This window comes from Variovorax sp. 10N420 (assembly GCF_056394705.1).
Genome location: NZ_JBFTIJ010000013.1, coordinates 20,101 through 39,197, shown reverse-complemented (window position 1 = coordinate 39,197; position 19,097 = coordinate 20,101). Strand labels below are relative to the sequence as shown.

General features: G+C 66.7%; 13 protein-coding genes. 11 read left to right on the top strand and 2 right to left on the bottom strand.

Annotation, left to right across the window (positions count from 1 at the left end):
- Positions 1 to 161: 161 nt before the first annotated feature.
- The 9 genes from AC1DEK_RS25300 (at position 162) to AC1DEK_RS25260 (ending at position 8,543) form a co-directional block, all read left to right on the top strand.
- Positions 162 to 1,004 carry an SDR family NAD(P)-dependent oxidoreductase gene (locus AC1DEK_RS25300; RefSeq protein ID WP_478128063.1) on the top strand — a complete coding sequence of 281 codons (843 nt, stop codon included), beginning with the start codon at positions 162 to 164 and terminating at the stop codon, positions 1,002 to 1,004.
- Complete coding sequence (locus AC1DEK_RS25295; protein ID WP_478128062.1) at positions 1,001 to 2,785, top strand: FAD-dependent oxidoreductase; 1,785 nt, start codon at positions 1,001 to 1,003, stop codon at positions 2,783 to 2,785. The genes AC1DEK_RS25300 and AC1DEK_RS25295 overlap by 4 nt, the downstream gene beginning before the upstream one ends.
- Positions 2,775 to 3,137: an NIPSNAP family protein gene (locus AC1DEK_RS25290; RefSeq protein ID WP_478128061.1), complete on the top strand. Its 363-nt coding sequence runs from the start codon at positions 2,775 to 2,777 to the stop codon at positions 3,135 to 3,137. Before AC1DEK_RS25295 ends, AC1DEK_RS25290 begins: the two co-directional genes overlap by 11 nt.
- A gap of 16 nt (positions 3,138 to 3,153) precedes the next feature.
- A complete protein-coding gene (locus AC1DEK_RS25285) occupies positions 3,154 to 3,948 on the top strand; it encodes an SDR family NAD(P)-dependent oxidoreductase (protein ID WP_478128060.1) in 795 nt (264 codons plus the stop codon).
- A gap of 30 nt (positions 3,949 to 3,978) precedes the next feature.
- Positions 3,979 to 4,830, top strand: a complete 852-nt coding sequence (locus AC1DEK_RS25280) for a branched-chain amino acid ABC transporter permease (protein WP_478128059.1) — start codon at positions 3,979 to 3,981, stop codon at positions 4,828 to 4,830.
- A gap of 13 nt (positions 4,831 to 4,843) precedes the next feature.
- Entirely contained in the window at positions 4,844 to 5,845 is a 1,002-nt protein-coding gene (locus AC1DEK_RS25275; RefSeq protein WP_478128058.1) for a branched-chain amino acid ABC transporter permease, read from the top strand.
- A 13-nt stretch (positions 5,846 to 5,858) separates the two neighbouring features.
- A complete protein-coding gene (locus AC1DEK_RS25270; RefSeq protein WP_478128057.1) occupies positions 5,859 to 6,578 on the top strand; it encodes an ABC transporter ATP-binding protein in 720 nt (239 codons plus the stop codon).
- Positions 6,575 to 7,273 (top strand): ABC transporter ATP-binding protein, encoded by a 699-nt coding sequence (locus tag AC1DEK_RS25265; protein ID WP_478128056.1) that lies wholly within the window; start codon positions 6,575 to 6,577, stop codon positions 7,271 to 7,273. The genes AC1DEK_RS25270 and AC1DEK_RS25265 overlap by 4 nt, the downstream gene beginning before the upstream one ends.
- A gap of 112 nt (positions 7,274 to 7,385) precedes the next feature.
- A complete protein-coding gene (locus AC1DEK_RS25260) occupies positions 7,386 to 8,543 on the top strand; it encodes an ABC transporter substrate-binding protein (RefSeq protein WP_478128055.1) in 1,158 nt (385 codons plus the stop codon).
- A gap of 596 nt (positions 8,544 to 9,139) precedes the next feature.
- Here AC1DEK_RS25260 and AC1DEK_RS25255 read toward each other — a convergent pair.
- Both AC1DEK_RS25255 and AC1DEK_RS25250 read right to left on the bottom strand, forming a co-directional pair.
- Entirely contained in the window at positions 9,140 to 11,056 is a 1,917-nt protein-coding gene (locus AC1DEK_RS25255; protein WP_478128054.1) for a sensor histidine kinase, read from the bottom strand.
- Positions 10,966 to 11,673 carry a response regulator gene (locus tag AC1DEK_RS25250; protein WP_478128053.1) on the bottom strand — a complete coding sequence of 236 codons (708 nt, stop codon included), beginning with the start codon at positions 11,671 to 11,673 and terminating at the stop codon, positions 10,966 to 10,968. Before AC1DEK_RS25250 ends, AC1DEK_RS25255 begins: the two co-directional genes overlap by 91 nt.
- 140 nt (positions 11,674 to 11,813) lie before the next feature.
- Between AC1DEK_RS25250 and AC1DEK_RS25245 the strand changes: the two genes are divergently transcribed.
- Positions 11,814 to 12,860 (top strand): serine hydrolase, encoded by a 1,047-nt coding sequence (locus tag AC1DEK_RS25245; protein ID WP_478128052.1) that lies wholly within the window; start codon positions 11,814 to 11,816, stop codon positions 12,858 to 12,860.
- Positions 12,857 to 19,093, top strand: a complete 6,237-nt coding sequence (locus tag AC1DEK_RS25240; protein ID WP_478128051.1) for an autotransporter outer membrane beta-barrel domain-containing protein — start codon at positions 12,857 to 12,859, stop codon at positions 19,091 to 19,093. Before AC1DEK_RS25245 ends, AC1DEK_RS25240 begins: the two co-directional genes overlap by 4 nt.
- Positions 19,094 to 19,097 lie beyond the last annotated feature (4 nt).

The window sequence follows — 19,097 nt, the reverse complement described above, 5'->3', positions numbered from 1 at the left end:
TAATGGCCGCTTTTGTCGATTGAGCGGACAACGCGTCAAACCTACGATCCGGGGCAAATCATTCGGAGACACCTCGACGAACAAGCCGCATGCGGTGCTGCGGTCTCTTGCCTTGCATTTCGCGCGGCCGGAATTGTCGGGTGCTCCATGGAGCCCCATTCATGCAGTTTCCTCTTTCCGACGGTTGGTTGGGCTTGGCTCGCCGGGTCTGCGTTGTCACCGGTGCGGCCAGCGGCATCGGCGCCGCCATTGCGACAGAACTGGCCCGCGCAGGCGCCCACGTCGCGCTATTGGACCGCGACGGAGATGCCGTCGACGGTCTCGCGCGAACCTTGACTGCCGCCGGCGGCACCGCCGTCGGCCTGGCGTGCGACGTGGCGGACGAAGCTGCGGTGCAAGCTGCGGCGCAACGGGTGCACGACACGCTGGGACCGTGCGCCGGCTTGGTCAACAACGCCGGCGTGCTGCGCTCCTCGCCTCTTGAAACGGTCTCGCTGGACGCATGGAACCAGGTGCTGGCGGTCAACCTGACCGGCTACCTGCTGTGCGCCCGAAGCTTCGCGCCGCAGATGCGCGCGCAGGGCGGTGGCAGCATCGTGCACACCGCCTCCATTTCCGGCTTGAACCCGCAGACCGGGAGCGGCGCCTACAGCGCCAGCAAGGCCGGCGTGCTGTTGCTGTCGCGGCAGATGGCCGCCGAGTGGGGGCCGCAGGGCATCCGCAGCAACGCCGTCTGCCCCGGAATGATTCGCACGGCGCTGTCCGCCAAGTTCTATGAGGAGCCCGGTTTCGAGCAAAGGCGCGCGGAAGTGACGGCGAGCCGCCGCATCGGCGAACCCATCGACATCGCCAACCCCGTGCTGTTCCTGCTGAGCGATCGCGCGAGCTACATGAGCGGCGCCGAGATGCTGGTCGACGGCGGCATGGACACCATGCTGATGGATCTGGTTCCGCGCCCGGGCTTCAACCAGAGCGCGGCAACGACCGAGGGAGTTTCCGCATGAACACGAGCGCCAACGAGATCCACTGCGATCTGCTGATCATCGGCGCAGGCGCTGGTGGGCTGTCCACCGCCATCACCGCCAGTAAGCACGGCCTGGACGTGATCGTGGTCGAGAAAGAGCCGGTCTTCGGCGGCACGATGGCTTTCTCCGGCGGTGTGCTGTGGGTGCCGGGCAATGCGGTGTCGGCGCGCGCCGGCGCGAAGGACGGCATCGACGCCGCGCGCACCTTCATGCGCCATGAAGCCGGCGCGCATTTCGATGCCGAGCAGGCCGAGGCTTTCCTTGAAGAGGGACCCGGAATGGTCGACTTCTTCGAGCGCGAGACCACGGTCAAGTTCGTGCCGACGCTCTATCCCGACTACCACCCGACGGCGCCGGGCGGCGTGGATGTGGGGCGCTCGATCCTCGCTGCGCCCTACGATATTCGCGAACTCGGCGAAGACATGGCCAGGCTGCGCCCGCCGCTCAAGACCATCACCTTCATCGGGATGATGTTCAACTCTTCCAACGCAGACCTGAAGCACTTCTTCCGCGCGACGAAGTCGCTGACCTCGGCCGTGTACGTCGCCCGGCGGCTGCTCAACCATGTCAAGGAACTGATCCTTTACCGCCGCGGCACCAACGTGACCAGCGGCAATGCGCTCGCGGCGCGGCTGGCCAGGTCGGCACTCGACCTGAAGATCCCGATCTGGACCTCGACGCCGGGCAAGGCGCTGATCCAGGAGAAAGGCGGCGTGGTCGGCGCCGTGGTGCAAAAGGACGCCAAGGATGTCCGCATCCTGGCCCGCAAAGGCGTGGTGCTGGCTGCGGGCGGCTTCTCGCACGATGTGCAGCGGCTCAAAAAGGCCTACCCCCATGTGGCAAGAGGAGGCGAACACGTGTCGCCCGTCCCCACGGGCAACACGGGCGACGGAGCATGCCTGGCCGAATCGGCCGGCGGCACCGTGCCGATCCGCTACCGGCAGGCGGCGGCCTGGATGCCGGTGTCGCGCGTGCCCCTGGGCGGCGGCAAGTTCGGCGTGTTCCCGCATCTGCTGGACCGCTACAAGCCCGGCGTCATCGGCGTGACGAGGAACGGCAAGCGCTTCACCAACGAATCCGACTCGTACCACGATGTCGGCGCCGCGATGATCGAGGCCTGCAAGGACCAGAAGGAGACGGCGGCCTGGCTCATCTGCGATGCGGCCACCATCGGGAAGTACGGCCTGGGCTACGCCAAGCCTTCGCCCATGCCGCTGGGCGGCCTGGTGCGCAACGGATACCTGAACAAGGGCCGCACGCTGGCAGAACTCGCGGCCAGCGCGGGCATCGACGCGGCCGGGCTGGAGGCCACCGTGCGTGACTACAACGTGCATGCGGTTCGCGGCGAAGACCCTGCCTTCGGCCGCGGCGGCAACGCCTTCAACCGCTACCTCGCGGACCCCGAGCACAAGCCCAATCCGGCGGTCGGCCCGATCGGGCAGGGCCCGTACTACGCGCTCAAGCTCTGGATGGGAGATCTTGGGACCTTCGACGGGATCCGCACCAGCGTGGCAGGCGAGGTGCTGCGCGAGGATGGCGAGGTGATCCCGGGGCTGTTCGCGGTGGGCAACGACCGCGCCAGCGTCATGGGGGGCAACTACCCGGGCGCCGGCATAACCCTGGGACCCATCATGACCTTCGGCTACATCACGGGACGCTATGTCGCGGGCGCCTGGACGCCGGCGTTGCGCACGGAGATCCCGGCCGTTGCCGGCCTGCGGGCGACGAGCGAAGCGAAGGTGGTGCGGCATGCGCGCTGAATCCATCCTCGACGCGCATGCGCTGCCCCTGGTGGACCATCGCATCTACACGATCGCGCTTCGCAAGATGCCCGAGTTCCTGGAAGTGTTCGATCGCCTCGCCATGCCCGTCCTGCTGGAGACGCTGGGCAACCCGGTGGGCATGTATGTGAGCCAGGTCGGCCCGCAGAATCAGTTCGTGCACCTCTGGGCCTATGCGAGCCTGGGCGACTACGAGGCGCGCTGCGGCGCGCGCGACGCCCATCCGGACTTCCCGGCCTACCTGCAGGCATCGGGACATCTCATCACTGCCCAGGAAACGCGGTTGATCAGGCGCGTTGCCATGCCCAGCGTCCGGGCGAAAGAACGCTGAGCGCCCGATGGAACCCATGAAGACAACGCAAGACCCGCGAAGGGGTCATGAATCGGTCGCGGTTGTGACGGGCGCTGCCGACGGCATCGGTTGGGCCGCCGCGCAGCGGCTGGCGGAGGAACACGCGCATGTCGTGCTCATCGACCTGCGGGAAGAAGTGGCGCGCGATCGCGCCGCGCAGCTGGGGGCCGCGCATCTGGGCCTGCGTGCCGACGTGACATCGGCCGACGATGTGGCCTCGGCGCTGGCTGCCGTGACGTCGCGCTTCGGCCGCGTCGATGTGCTGGTGAACAACGCGGGCATCGGCGAGCAGGCCGCGCCCACCGTGGAGCAGAAGGTCGAGCTTTTCGACCGGGTGCTGTCGGTCCACTTGCGCGGAACTTTCCTGATGAGCCGCGAGGCCGGGCGCACCATGCTGGCGCACGGCAGCGGCTCCATCGTCAACCTCGGGTCGATCGCCGCGTTCGGCGGCATCCCCTCGCGCAACGCCTACGGCGCGGCCAAGGCGGGCATCCTGGCCATGACGCGGGCGATGGCCTGCGAATGGGCGCGTCGAGGCGTGCGTGTCAACGCGGTCGCGCCGGGCTATGTCCGCACCGCGCTGGTGGAAGAACTGGAGCGCAAGGGAGCGCTCGACATCCAGGCGATCAACGCGCGCACACCCATGGGACGCCTCGCGGCGCCGGGCGAGGTCGCCGAAGCGATCGCGTTCCTCGCCTCGGCGCGGGCCAGCTTCATCACCGGCACCACGCTGCACGTCGACGGCGGCTGGCTGGCGCTGGGAGCACCCGAGTCGGCGCTCGCTGGCTGACCCGAATCACAAGAAGAGGAGAGACATGAAATGCTGACGATCAACATCTTCAACGGCCTGGTCTACGGCGCGTTGCTGACCGTGATGTGTTCCGGGCTGGCGCTGATCTACGGATTGCGCCGGGTGGTGAACTTCGCCCACGGCTCGCTCTACATGCTGGGCGCCTACCTGGGCTACAGCATCGCTACCTATAGCAACTTCTGGGTCGCGCTGGTCGCCGCGCCGGCGCTGATGGCGCTGCTGGGCGTGTGCCTGGACCGGTTCGGTTTTCGTCTGCTGCAGGACCGGGATCCGCTCACCGTTGTGCTCGTCACGTTCGGCCTGCTCATGATCATCGAGGACGCCGTGCAGACCCTTTGGGGCAAGGACAACCTGTCGGTGCCGGCGCCCGCGCTGCTGAGTACCTCGGTCGACCTGTTCGGCACGCCCGTGCCGGCCTACCGTATCGGCGTCATGGCCGTCGGGCTGCTGGTGGCGCTCGGCCTGACGCTGTGGATGCGCCATTCGCGTGCCGGGCTGTTCGTGCGCGCGGCCAGCACTGATCCCGCGACGACGGCCATGCAGGGCGTGAACACCGATGCGCTCTCTGCCACCGTGGTCGGCGTCGGCACGGCGCTGGCCGGGCTGGCCGGTGTCGTGGCCGCGCCGTTTCTCGCGCTGTCGCCCTCGATGAGCAGCGACGTGCTGATCGACTCCTTCGTGGTCGTCGTCATCGGTGGCCTCGGCAGCCTGTCCGGTGCATTCGCAACCGCGCTGGTGCTGGGGCTGATCCAGTCGATCGGTGCTGTCTACCTTCCCGACGCTTCGGCGATCCTGCCTTTCGCTCTGATGATCGCCGTCCTGCTGTGGAAGCCCGCGGGCCTGGCGGGCAGCCGCACCTGAGGAGCGCATTGCCATGACGATCTCCCTTTCCCGCATCGCGGCGTACGCCGCAGCCGCGCTGCTCGTGGGCGGCGCGGCTGCAGCGTACGCCGGTTCGGCCACTCTCCTGTCCCTGTTCACGCAGGCCGTCATCTTCGCCGTGTTCGCCCTGGGCGTCGGCCTTCTGTTGCGCCAGAGCGGACTGGTCAGCTTCGGCCATGCGGCCTTCTTCGGCTGTGCCGGCTACAGCGTGGCCGTGCTGTTGGAAACCCGTGTTGTGCCGGCGGAGGCCGCGATCGTGCTCACGCTGCTCGGCATTACCGCTGTGGCCTTCCTGCTCGGGCTGGTGTTCGTTCGCGTGCCCGGCATCGCATTCGGCATGCTGACGCTGGCGGTGGGCCAGATGCTGTTCCTCACGGCCGCCCGCTCGCGCGGCCTGACGGGCGGCGCCGACGGCATGAACATCAATTGGCCGAACACCTTGTTCGGTGTCTCGACCTCGGCGCTGACCGAGCCGCATGCGATGTTCGCGCTGTGCTGGTCCGTCCTGGTGCTGACCCTGACCGCGCTCACCCTGCTGCTGCGAGGGCGCTTCGGCGCCATCACCGAGGCCGTGCGCGACAACGAGGAGCGCGCCCGGTTCATCGGCATCCGCACCTTGCTGCCCAGGGCGGCGGTGTTCGCCTTGTCGGGCGGGGTCACCGCGCTGGCCGGCGTGCTCGCGGCGTTGAACACCGGCTTCGTCTCGCCGGAGAACCTGCACTGGAGCGTGTCCGGCGTCGCCTTGATGATGGTCGTGGTGGGCGGGCAGGGCGCGTTGTGGGGGCCGCCGCTCGGCGCGATCGTCTACTTCGTGCTCAAGGATCTCCTGGGCGGCTACGCCGACCACTGGATGGCCATCTTCGGCGCCGCGCTGATCGCCACCATCGTGTTCTCGCCACGCGGGCTTGTCGGTGCCCTGCAGCGCCTGGTGCGGCGACGGACCGGGACCTCCGCCGCCGCGTCCGCCGCTTCGCGCGGAACGGCATTTCGTTGAGGGCAAGACATTCATGACGGAACTGATACTGCAAGCCCGCGACGTGGCCATCCACTATGGCGGCGTGAAAGCGGTCGACGGCGTCGAACTGACGCTGGAGCCGGGGCAGATCCGGGGCCTCATTGGCCCCAACGGCGCCGGAAAGTCGACAGTGATCGACGCCATCACCGGACGCCGGCGGCTGACGCGCGGCAGCATCGCGCTGCAAGGCGAAGACATCACGACGCAGGGCGTCGAACAGCGGCGCCGACGCGGGTTGTCGCGATCGTTCCAGCGCACCAGCATCTTCGGCCAGATGCCGGTGCGCAAGCAGGTGGTGCTGGCGTCGCAGCAAATGGGAATCGCCGGAGCGGCGCAGGATGCGGACGAAATCCTTTCCGAGCTGGACCTGCTCCCGCTGGGCGCCACTCTCGCCGCCGACCTGGGCTACGGCCAGCAGCGCCGGCTGGATCTGGCGCTGGCGCTGGTGGGTCGGCCGGTGGTGCTGCTGCTGGACGAACCCATGGCGGGGCTTTCGGTGCAGGAATCCCGCGACCTCGCGCATCACCTCCAGGCGCTTACCGAACGGCGCGGGGTTTCGGTGCTGCTCGTGGAGCACGACATGGACGTGGTGTTCGGCATCTCCGACGCGGTCACGGTCTTTGAACTCGGCCGCGTCATCGCGAGCGGCACACCTGCCGAAGTGCGCGCCGATCCGCGCGTACGTCAAGCCTACCTGGGGAGCGCGGCATGAAGAGCCTGCTTCAATTCGAACGCGTCAACGCCTGCTACGCCGCGGCGCACATCCTCCATGACCTGAACCTGGAGATCGGCGCCGGCGAGCGAGTCGCATTGATTGGACGCAACGGCGTGGGAAAGACCACGGTGGTCAACACGCTCCTCGGCGTGGCCAGCCTGCGCGGCGGTACGGTGAGAGTGGCGGGCAAGACGTTCCTGCGTCCCAAGGCATACGAAGCCGCGCAACTTGGCGTTGCTGTGGTGCCGCAAGGCCGTCGCATCGTCGCCAACCTGACCGTCGAGGAGAACCTGCGGCTCGGTGCTGCCGTGCGTCGAAAGGGGCCGTGGACCACGGACGCCATCTACAAGCTCTTTCCGGTTCTGCTGGAGCGCGCGCACACACCGGGCACCGCCTTGTCGGGCGGCCAGCAACAGATGCTGGCCATCGGCCGCGCGCTGATGTCGAACCCGGCGCTGGTGCTGCTGGACGAACCCACGGAGGGGCTCGCGCCCGTGATCGTCGATCAGCTCGCCGAGATCTTCGGCCAGGTGGCGGACCAGGGCACCGCGCTCTTGCTAATCGAACAGAACATGAGCCTGGTCGTGCGCGTCGCGCACCGGTACCTGGCCATGGCCAAAGGCTCGGTCATCGCTGAAGGGCGCGTGGCGCCCGAAGGCATCGAAGAACTGCATAGACACGTGATGGTCTGACCCGCGCAGCCGCCGCGCATCCCGCATTCCGTATCCACCGTACGCCCCCATCCGGGCTCATTTTTCAAAGGAGACATTCGTAGTGTTCAGAAGAATTCCCCCTCGAGGTGCCTTGACGGCACTGGCCGTCTGCGCCGCCTTGCCCTTGTCTGCGCTCGCGCAGGACAAGCCTCCCATCAAGATCGGCCTGGTTTCCTCCCAGTCGGGTGTGTTCGCTCAGCAGGGGGCCGAAGTGATCCGCGGCGTGCAGTACGCCATCGAAGAGGCCAACGCGAAGGGCATCGACGGCCGCAAGGTTGAAGTACAGCTCGGCGACGACGAGAGCACGCCCGACGCGGGCCGCCGCGTGGCGGAGAAGATGGCGCGCGACGGCTACAACCTGCTGATCGGCGCGATCCCTTCGTCCATCTCGCTGACCATCGCGCAGAACCTGCAACGCTGGGATGCGGCCTATTTCGTCGTGGCGAGCAAGTCCGACAAGCTGACCGGCGACAGCTGCAAGCCGCGCAGCTTCCGGACCAATCACTCCGATGCCATGGACCTGGCCATGATCAAGGAATGGGCGCCGACCTTCAAGGAGAAGAAGTTCGCCGTGCTTGCCGCCGACTACGTGTGGGGGCGTGATTCCGGCGAGTCGTTCACCAAGGCCGTCAAGTCGCACGGCAAGGACGTCGTCCTGGCGCTTTACCCGCCGATGGGCACCAAAGACTTTTCTCCCTACATCGCCCAGCTCAAGGCTTCCGATGCCGAAGCGATCTGGGTGGCGGAGGTCGGCCGCGATGCCATTGCCTTCGCCAAGCAGGCGCAGGAGTTCGGCTTGACACCGGGCAAGCGCCTGATCGGTCATGCGCTGATCATGAACTTTATGATCGACGGCAGCGGCACCGCGCTGGAAAACGTTCAAGGCAATACGTCCTACACCGCGGACATCGATACCCCGAAGAACAAGGCATTCGTTGCCGGATGGCAGGCCAAGTACAAGCGCGTGCCCACCGACAATGAAGCCCAGGCCTACAACGGCGCCCAGGTGATCTTCGCGGGTGTGGCCAAGGCCGGGAGCGTGAAGCCGGCGGATGTGAGCAAGGCGCTGCGCGGCACCACGATCGACACCATCTATGGTTCGGTGCGGATGCGTTCCGAGGACAACCAGCTCGTCCTGCCCAACTACGTGGCGCGCGTGAAGAAGGTGGACGGCGCGCTGCGGCCCGTCGTGGAACAGCGATATGACCCGGCGCTGGTGCCCGCTGCGTCGCTTGACTGCAAGATGTAGGCTTCGTTGCCAATGCCGCCAATGCGGCTGACAAGATGCCATTGGGCGTCATAGCTCCGCGTCACTCTGAAGCAGGGGCGCGGCAGCGCCGTCAAGCTTGAAACCGCTCTTGATGCAGCGTTCAGCGCTTTCGCATCATTTGGGACGTTGCCGGGCGCCAAGTCACTCGAGCGGCGGAGCGGCTGGAGATCAGTCAGTCGTCAATGAGAGTTGCTCTCGCCAAGCTTCGCGACCTGCTCGACGAGTTGCACCGCCATGACGACGGTGTGCGTCACGCACGAAATGGGTTTCGCCCGAGCCATAGCTGACCGCGGCATCTTCGTGGCCGACGGGGCGCCATCTCCAAGTCCGCTTCGCCGCGGGAATTTTTCAGTAGCCCTCGCGCCGAGCGGGCACAAAAATTTTCGCCCAGATTCTTCACCATTGAACGGCCGGGTCTCGGCATGCGTCATGGAAGCTGTCCCCCTGCCGCCCATGTTCTGCGACCAAGCCACCGCAATGGGGCGTTTACGTGCCGTTGGTTGTCGTCAGTTGGCTTCGGCCAGCTGTCATTGGTGGATGCTTAGGAAGAGCGAAAGTGTCGACAAACGGCACCATCACATCGGTGGCCCAGTGAAGCGCATGCGCAGAGCAAGCGCTGTCCGGCCCGGCTGCGACTCCAGCATCAGTTCGCCGCCGAGCCGGCGCGCTCGCGCGTGCATGCTGCGAAGGCCGGCGCCGCTTCCCCGTCGCGCCGCGTCAAGCGTGAAGCCTTTGCCATCGTCGCGCACGCCCACGCAGAGTTCTGCCCCCGATCTGGAAAGCGACACATCGGCTCGCTTGGCACCGCTGTGCTTGAGCACGTTGGTCAGCGCTTCCTGCAGAAATCGCAAGATTTCGAGGTTCTGCGAAGGTGCGAGCACCAGAGTCTCGATGCCCGACAACTGCCACCGGCAATCGATGCCGTTGGCATCCAGCAGTTCGGTGAGTCGATGGCGCAGCGGCACAAGCAGGTCTCCCAGCGCGGGGGTGCCGTCGTCGTGACTACTGGCATCGATGATCAGTCGCAAATCATCGCGCAGGCTCGTGAGCATTGCCAGCAACTGGGGTGCCGAGAGATTCTCCGGTGTGCGCTCCAGTGTCGCGATGCTGCCAATCAGCATGCCGCCCAGTCCGTCGTGCAGGTCGCTGACCAGGTTCACGCGTTCGCCGATACGCGCGTGCGCCAGTTCCAATGCGTGCCGCTGAGCCAGCGTGGCGGCCAATTCGGCCTTGGCGGCGTTCACTTCCTCGATCAGTTCGGTGTTGAAGTTCTCGATGCGCCTGAGGCTGTTCACGAAGCGGCCGGCCTGGATCAGCGCCATGCCGAGCAGCAGCGCATACGAGGACATGGTGCCGTAGTAGATATTGCTGTCGATCACCTGCGTGTACGCCAGCAGGTCGTGCGTGGCGGCCGAAGCGGAAACCGCCATGAACGGAGCCAGCGCGACGAGGGCGCGCTCGCGCGTTCTCCAGGCCTGCACGATTGCTGTGCAGCCCACGGCGATCGTGATCAGGCCACCGACAAGCGTCCAGACGGCGCGGTGCGTCGCCAATGACGGCGGGCCGATCAACCAGAGGTCGGCCCAGCCCACGGCCACAAGAAGCAGCGCCGCGATTTCGAGTCGCCGCATCCGCCGCCCGCAAAAGCGCAGCGTGAAGACCATGAAAGAGATGGCGAACGCCAGCAACAGCGAGGTGTTGAGCGCCTGCCACGCGTCGTTGGTCGCAAACGGCCATGGGCTGGTCGCGACCTGGTTGAAGCCGAACAGGAGCCACAGCACCGACATCAGCGCGAACCAACCATACGCTGTCTCGCGTCGGCGCATCAGCCACAGCGCACCGAAAAAGGCCGAGACTGCGGCGCTGATGGCCAGCCCGAGCACCTGCAGGTCGCGACGCAGCATGCGCTCGCGCTCGTACTGCGCCTGCATGACGGCGGGCGGGCCGAGGCTGACGGGGCCCAGCCCCGCCTGGTAGGCGGACAGACCGGACACGCGGACCAGCAGCGTATTGGTGCCCTGTTGCAGCAGCGGCGGCGCCAGGAGCCAGTAGCGCGGCGTGTTCCAGGCGCGAGTGAGCGGCTCGACGAGGCTGTTGTCGCGCCAGATCGACATGCCGTTGAGAGACACAACGCCGGCCATGTTGAGGTAGACCAGCAGCAGCCCGGTCTCGTGCACCGGGGCCGGCTGGTCCCAGGTCAGGCGATACCAGACCACACCGTCAAAGCCGGGCCAGCGCGAGGCCCAAGTGTCCGGAAGGGTGACCGGGGTCCAACCGTCGGTTGGGGGTGTCGCATCGAGCCAGCCCGAGCCGCGTGCCGCCTCGACGTGCAGTGCCGGCGCGGGCTGCGCGCGCACTGTGCCGGTTGCGCACAGGGCGATGCAGACGATGCAGGCGCCGATCAGCGCAGCAAGCCATGCCTTCGCGCTTGATAGACGGCTTCGGTGCGCGAGTTGACGGCGAGCTTGCGATAGATGTTTTTGGTGTGGCATTCCACGGTCAACCTGGAGATCGACAGTGTCTCGGCCATGTCGCGGTTGCTGAGGCCTTGGGAGACAAGTTCGAGGATCTTGCGCTCGCGGGGGGTGAGGACCGCGGCGGGAGGCACTGCGAGGGGTTGCGGTTGTGGCGATCCCGGACTGGCCGTGAGCCATGAAAGGATGCGCCGTGCAATGGAGGGATCGATCGGTGCGCCGCCTTGTTCGATATTGCGCAGTGCGATGCCGAGTTCGAGGTCGTCGCGCTCTTTCAGCAGATAGCCGATGGCGCCCGCGCGCAAAGCCGAAAAAATCACTTCGTCAGTGCGCCAGGCGGAGATCACCACCGCTGAAACGTCGGGATGGTGAGCCTGCAGCCATGCAATCAGTTCGACGCCGCTGCCGTCGGGCAGGCCAATGTCGACGAGGGCGATGCTGAACGATTGCTTCCTGAACAGTTCTTGCGCCGCGGCGACGCTGTCTGCGACAGCAATCTGCCGGTCGTCGCCGCCGAGATTGGAAAGAAGCAGGCGCAGGCGGTCCCGCATCAGCGGGTCGTCCTCCACGATCAGGGCCGGACTCAATGCGACCGGTTGGGCATCTTCGAGTGGGGCTGTGGCATGGGATTGCATGGAGGAACGGTGGGGCGACGCTTTTACCTATTCTCGGGGATTGAGGGAGCTTGTGACTATTGGTTACTCTTGTGTGGTTACCGGTCGACAGAGATGCAACGCCGATGTCCCGCCGGAGCGCCAACCGGAACTGATCATCGATGCATCCCCCCATTCCCCTCATTCCTCCGATTTCGAACGCACGACGCGTCGCGCTGAAGCTGACGGCCTCAGTGCTCGCCGCGCCCCTGGTGTCCGGCTGCGGGGGCTCCAGCGCTGAAGCCGCCGCAGTCACTGCGGCGAGCCCTGTCTCGGTGACGGAGGCGATCAATAGCTTCGGGGCGATGGCGCCCGACACCACGCATTGCCTCGTCCACGTGGACGCGCCCGGCGGGGCGTGGAGGGGCGGTTGGCAGCCAGATCGCCAGCTGTTTGTCGGCAGCGCCGTCAAGACCTTCGTGCTCGCGCAATCGATCATCGATACCGCCAATCAATTCAACGGCCTGACAGGAGACACGCAGCAGGTGGTCAGCGACGCGGTGCGCTCGCCCGGGAGTCCCGTGCTCCAGCACATGAACGGGACGATGCCTCTTCGAAGCGTTCTCGAGGCGATGATCTCCCACAGCGACAACACCGCGACGGACATCGCATTTGCAGCGGTGCAAGCGCCCAGAGTGCGTCAGCTGATCACGCGGGCGGGCTTGGCGAACACGCAGATTCCCGGTTCGACGCGACTGTTCTTCTCGTACCTGTCAGGTGCGCCCCACGGTACCGATCTGGGTTGGAATGGCTTGAATGCGATCCCGGATCCAAATCCGAATGCACGGCCGGCGGTCAACGACACCGAATCGATGCGCAGCACAGCGACGGACATGGTGAACTGGTATCGACAGACGCTGGGCAGCCCGTATTTTCCGAACAGCGGTGCGTTGACCGAATACAAGCGGATCCTGGCCATGGCAGATGCCATTTCAGTCATCGTGCCCCCCGACATTGCGGCCTATGGCAAGGGCGGCAGCATCGACTGGGAAGGTTTCCACGCGCTGAGCTTTCCGGGCCGCATGGTGGTCGACGGTGTGCCTGTTTCCTTCTGCTTCACGTACAACTGGACGGGCGCGGAAGGGAGCACCGGCGCACCGTTCCAGCTGTTTGCCCAGCGCTCGAGTGCCGTCTTGCAAGCGGTCGTGCAGGTGTTGCGCGCGCGATGAATTTCGGTCGCACGGTCGTGTGGACAGATGTCGTGCTGGTTGGAGCGGCGATGCTGGTGTTTTCGGGACCGGTGTCCGCGCAATCGGGCGCCATCTTCTGGGACCGGCGGGGCGCGAATGGCACCTGTTGCCGCGATAGCAATGGCTCCGACGGCGCCCCCGCGACGGACAACTTCATCCTCACGCAGTCGGGCCTGAACATCAGTGCAACCGGCAGCGCCGGCGTCACGGTCGACGTGAGCGGCGGCAATGGCGGCGACGGCGCTGAGGTCAGCACCAGCCAGAACCATTGGGGCGGCAACGGTGGCTACGGCCGCATCATCGACTACACGGTCCAGAGCAGCTCCATCCTCAGCACCGCCGGCGCCGGGCTTGTCGGCGTTTCGAAGGGCGGCGATGGAGGCAAGTGGGGGGACGGAAAAGACCACGGCAATGGGGCCGATGGACATGCCGTCCTGCTGACGCTCACGGGCTCGACGATCTTCGCGGCCGGCTACGGCATCTCGGCAATGTCGATGGGCGGCACCGGGCAAGAGAGCGCGATCGCAACGTTCGGCGCCGAACGGAATGCGGGCAACGGCGGCAACGCTGGTGAGGTCCGCGTGACGCTGAACGGGAATTCCGCGCTCTCGGTCGGTGCCTCGGCCCGGACCGGTGCCTACCCGAACGAGCTTGGCGCGGGTATCGGCGCTCAATCGATCGGGGGACAGGGCGGACCCGGCGTCCACACCGGTGATTTCGGCGGCCACAGCTACACGGGCCGGGGCGGCGCGGCGGGGAACATCACCGTCACCACGCAAGACGGGACGAGCATCAGCACCCGTGGCGACAGGACGCTGGGAATCCTGGCCCGCTCGACCGGCGGCGATGCCCTGACCGTTCCCTCCGGCGACCCGGTGGACGTGGCGGCCGCGAATGGTGGCGACGCAGGCCTTGTCACCGTCACCAACGGCGCATGGATCTCGACCAGCGGGACGATGTCGCCCGGCATCCTGGCGGCGAGCACCGGCGGCAACGGCTCGAACGGTGGCCCTGGCTCCTGGGGCTCGGGCCACAACGGCGGCGCCGGCGGCACGCCGCAGGGGGTCGTCATCGCGAACACGGGGTCGATCTCGACGACTGGGATCAATTCGAACGGCATCACCGCCATCGTCAAAGGTGGCAGCGGCGGCATCGGCGGGGCGAGCGGCATTTCGGGCCACGGCGGCGACGGCGGCGCCGGCGCAAGCACCAGGGCGACGGCCATCCAGATCAACAACAGCGGTTCGATCACGACATCGGGACAAAACTCGACAGGAATTCTTGCCCACGCAGTCGGCGGGGGCGGCGGGGCGAGCGCGGCCAGCAACGGCGCCTTCTTTGTCGGCGGCGGCAACGGCGGCAATGCGGGCACGGGTGGCGTCCTGGACATCGCGAACAGCGGCGGCATCACCACCGGTGGTGACCATAGCGATGCGATCCTGCTGCAAAGCATCGGCGGCGGCGGTGGTGCAGGCGGGGATGCCGACAGCACCGGCGTCATCACCGCCATGGCCATCGGCGGTCGCGGCGGGGCGGCCGGCGGCGGCGGCAACATCTCGCTTAAAGCGTCAGGACGGATCGTGACCACGGGCGCAGGTTCATCCGGCCTGACATTGCAGAGCATTGGCGGGGGTGGTGGCGAAGGAGGCTCGGCAAGCGCGGTTTCCGTCGGAGTGCTGACCGGCGTCGCCATGAGCATCGGCGGCAGTGGCGGCGGTGGCGGCCAGGCGGGTGGGCTGGCCATCACGCTCGACCAGAACGGGGGCATCAGCACGGCGGGCGCGCTTGGCATTGCGGTGGTGGCGCAGGCGATCGGCGGCGGCGGAGGCAACGGTGCTTTCGCGGATTCGACGCAGGCCACGATCGCGCCCGACCTCGGCCCGGAAATTCCTTCCGGTGCAGCCAGCATCCAGCACACGGTCGGCGGTTCGGGTGGCACCGGCGGCATGGGCGGCACGATCGGGATCAACACCAGCGGCCAATTGGCGACCACGGGCGCCCGGGCCTTTGGCATCCTGGCGCAGAGCATCGGCGGTGGCGGCGGCAATGGCGGCACGGCGGCGGCACCGCTTCGGCCGACGGTGGTCGGCGCATCCGACATCTCCATCAGCGCCGGCATCACCGTCGGCGGCAATGGCGGTGCCGGCGGCCAGGGAACGACGGTCAACATCGGCAACCACAAGTCCGGTGCTATCAGCACCACAGGCGACCAGTCGATCGGCGTTCTGGCGCAGAGCATCGGTGGCGGCGGTGGCAGCGGCGGTCTCGTGCAGGAGGAGAACTCGCACTCCTTCTCGCCGACCATGGGATCGCCGCAGGCCTTCCTGGGCGCCGTGAATCAGGTCGCGAGCTGGTTGGAGACCGCCCCCACCGGCCTCAAGCTGGCGTCCTTCACGTACGCCCTCGACGCGAGAGTCGGCGGAGATGGCGCCGGGGGCGGCAATGGCGGCGACATCACAGTCACGAACGACGGCCGTGTGGTCACCAGCGGCGCCAGCGCCCCGGCCATCGTCGCGCAGAGTATTGCGGGTGGCGGCGGCCAAGGTGGCGCGATCAATTCCTCCGGCGTGTCGAGCTTGCTGTCGAGCATCGACAGCATGGTCGCAGCGGCCTCGGGCGCTGTCAGCGGCGCCTTTTCGCTGTCGCCGAACATCGGTCTCAACATGGCGATCGGCGGGCTCGGTGGTTTCGGCGGCAATGGTGGAAGCGTCACGATCAACAACACGGGCACGGTCGCCACGAGCGCTTTCGCCTCGCCAGCCGTGCTGGCCCAGAGCATCGGCGGCGGTGGCGGAACCGGCACGATGGCCGACCAGAGCCTCGAAGCCGTGGTGAAGCAGCAGGGTGGCGCGTCTGCCGAGCAGATCCTCGACAGGATCACAACGATCCTCGATCTGTTGGGAAGCAAGGGACTGTCCATGGCAAGGAGCGTCGCTGTCAATGTCGGCGGCAGCAACGGCGCGGACGGCAACGGCGGCCCCGTGCTCGTCGATGCCTCTGCCGGCACGAGCAGCATCTCGACCCGGGGCGGCGCTTCTCCTGCCGTGCTGGCGCAAAGCGTCGGCGGGGGCGGCGGAACGGCCGATGTCTCGACCGACGCGATCGGCGCCGGGGGATTCTCCGCGCTGGCCGGCGGCGCGGAGAATCCGTTGTCGATTGCGCTTGGGGCGACCCGAACCTTCACGCCAATGTTCCAAGGCGACATGAATGGCGGCACGGTCACAGTGCTGACCGGCGGCGCCATTCGCACGCAAGGCAATGATTCGATCGGCGTCCTGGCGCAAAGCGTCAGCGGCGGCGGCGGGGTTGCCTTGGTCAACGTCGACAGCAGTGCCGCAACGAGTCTGGGCGCCGATCGGCAAAGGCAATCGCCGAGCATCTCGCTCGGCGGGAAACTGAGCAGGGAGGATTACTTCACCGCAACACCGCATATCCAGGGCGGGGACGTTACGGTGAAAGGGAAGGGCGACATCACGACCACCGGCACGCTGTCTCACGCGATCGTGGCGCAAAGCGTGGGCGGTGGCGGCGGCATCGCGAGTCTCGCAGTCAGCCCTCAGGCAGGCGCCTTGCTGGCCGCGCCGAATGTCAGTCTCGGCGTCACGAGCGGTCAGTTCGGCGCGCCGACCAGCGGCGGCGCCGTGAAGGTCACCTTCGATGGCGCGGCTTCGACCAGCGGCAACCTGGCTTTCGGCGTGCTGGCGCAAAGCATCGGCAATGGCGGCGGATACGTGGCGCTGACCAGCGCCGGCCAGGCATACGCGGGTCCCACGACATTGACCTTCGGCGGGAGCGGCGATTCATCGGGCTCTGGTGGTGCTGCGTCGGTCGTGCTCAATGGCGCGGTTCGAACAGCCGGGCAGGACTCGCACGGCATCGTGGCACAGAGCGTTGGCGGCGGCGGTGGCATCGCGGGGCTCACAACACAGCCGGGCACCCTGACGCTGCATGGCACGAGCGCGAACGAGCTCGAGTACAGCAATGGCGGACAAGTCACGGTGAAGGTCGCGGCCGGTGGCCACCTGGAAACGGCGGGCCGTGGTGCGATCGGCATCCTCGCGCAGAGCGTGGGCGGTGGCGGTGGCATCGCGGGAGACGCGGCCTCAGTCAACTATGGGCTGGGCATGGTGCAGCGCTCAGACGTGTCCAGCAGCGTCGGCAGCGGTGGCAGCGTCGCGGTGGATGTCGGTTGTGCGCCCGGCGAGACTTGCGCCGGCCTGGCAAGCGTTGTCGCCACCAGTGGCGCCAACGCCCCCGCGATTCTTGCGATGAGCCTGGGCGGCGGCGCTGTTTTCAGGGACGGCGGTGTTTTCCTGAGCACCCCGCCCCATCTGAACCCTTCTTCGCCTGTCAACGCCGGCGCGGCCGTGGAGGTCAACCTTCACGCCGGCGCGACGGTTTCCGCGATGGGGGCCGGCTCCCCGGCCATTGCGGCGATCAGCATGGGCAGCAGGGCCGGCGGCGACGCCTTGCTCGGGAGCGCCGTCGGCATCTCCATCGACAAGGGCGCGAACGTGATGGCGAATCGCAGTTCAGGCATCGGCATCCTGGCCATCACCACGGATGTCACCACCATCAACAACGCCGGAACCGTTTCTGGCCGAACAGCCATCGCGACCGACCGGCAAACCGTGGTCAACAACGATGGGCTGATCGCAGGCAATGTCGACATCGGACGAGGATCAGGCATTGGCAGCAACTTCAACAATCGCGCAGGGGCCACCTTCCAGAGCGGGGACAACCTCTACATCACGTGGGGCGCACTGAACAACGCTGGCACGCTCAGCCCCGGTGGCCCCGGCGTTTTCACGACCACCCGGCTGACCTACGGCAAGTTCAACCAGACCTCGTCGGGTACCTTGGCCGCCGATCTCGACTTCGCCAACAGAAAGAGCGATCGTCTCTCGAGCAGCGAGGCGTCCTACTTCGGAGGCACCGTCACGCCGCTCACGCAGAACCCGGTGCGCGATACCGCGCTGACGATCATCCATTCGGATCCGGTGATCCCCGCCCATTCTGTCGAGTTGAGCGTGGCCGATCGTTCCCCGGTCTTCGCCTATCCATTGCGAATCAGTGAGGACAAGCACGACGTGCTGATTTCGGTCAACGCCAATTTCAGGCCGCAGGGCATCGCTCTCAACAGTGACCAGGCCGCCGTTGCCGGCCATCTGCAGGCGCTGTGGGATACCGGCAGTGTGAAGGCGGCGCCGCTGTTCGGCACTCTCACGGGCATCAAGGACTCGACCGCCTACGTGCATGCGCTCGGCACCATCGCCTCCGACGTCTCCCTCGCTCGGGCAAGCGGCCGCGGCCAGGAGAACTATGCATTTCTCAATCGGTTGATGAGCTGTCCCTCCTTTGTCGATGGCAGCACCCGACTTGCCGAGGGCGAATGCACGTGGGGGCGCGTGCTCGGCGCGAGCGCCGACCGTTCGACCACGAGCGAGGACGTCGGATATCGCAGAAACCAGGCCATCTACCAGATCGGAACGCAGAAGAAGATTGCCCCCGACTGGTTCTTCGGCGGTTCCCTCAACTACACCCGGACCCACACCACGTCGAGCGACCAGACCGTGACGGCGTCGAGCGACGGCGCGCAAGGCGGCATCACACTGAAGCGTCAAGCCGGCCCCTGGCAGTTTGCCGGAGCGCTGTTCGCGGGCTACGAAAGCTCGACCCAGAAGCGCAGCATCGTTCTGCCCGGCTTCTTCGCCAGCGCAACCGGCAAGCCGGAGGCCTACTTCGGGGGCGCTCGCGCCCGCGTTTCCGATCAGATCGACTTCGACACCTGGTACCTGAAGCCTTATGTCGATCTCGACGCCACCTATGAGCGCAGCTCTGCCTATCGCGAAACGGGAGCCGGGCTTTTCGATCTCGCCTATCGCTCGACCGGCAGTACCACGTGGATGGCGACGCCAAGCGTCGAGATCGGGGGTCGCGTCGACCTGGACGACGCCACATTGCGGCCCTATCTGGCGTTCGGCGTCAGCTCAGTGTTGAGCGGCGATGCCAAGGTGAGCGTGAGCCTGGCGGAGTTCCCGATGCAGCCGTTCCAGATCACGAGCAACATGCCAAAGGTCTACGGCGACGTGACCGCCGGCCTCGAACTCTTGAAGAATTCGGGTTGGGAGTTCAAGGCCGAATACCGCCTGCGCGCCGCCAAAGGCTACGTCGACCAGAGCGCGATGCTCCGGCTGGCAAGGCATTTCTGACGGC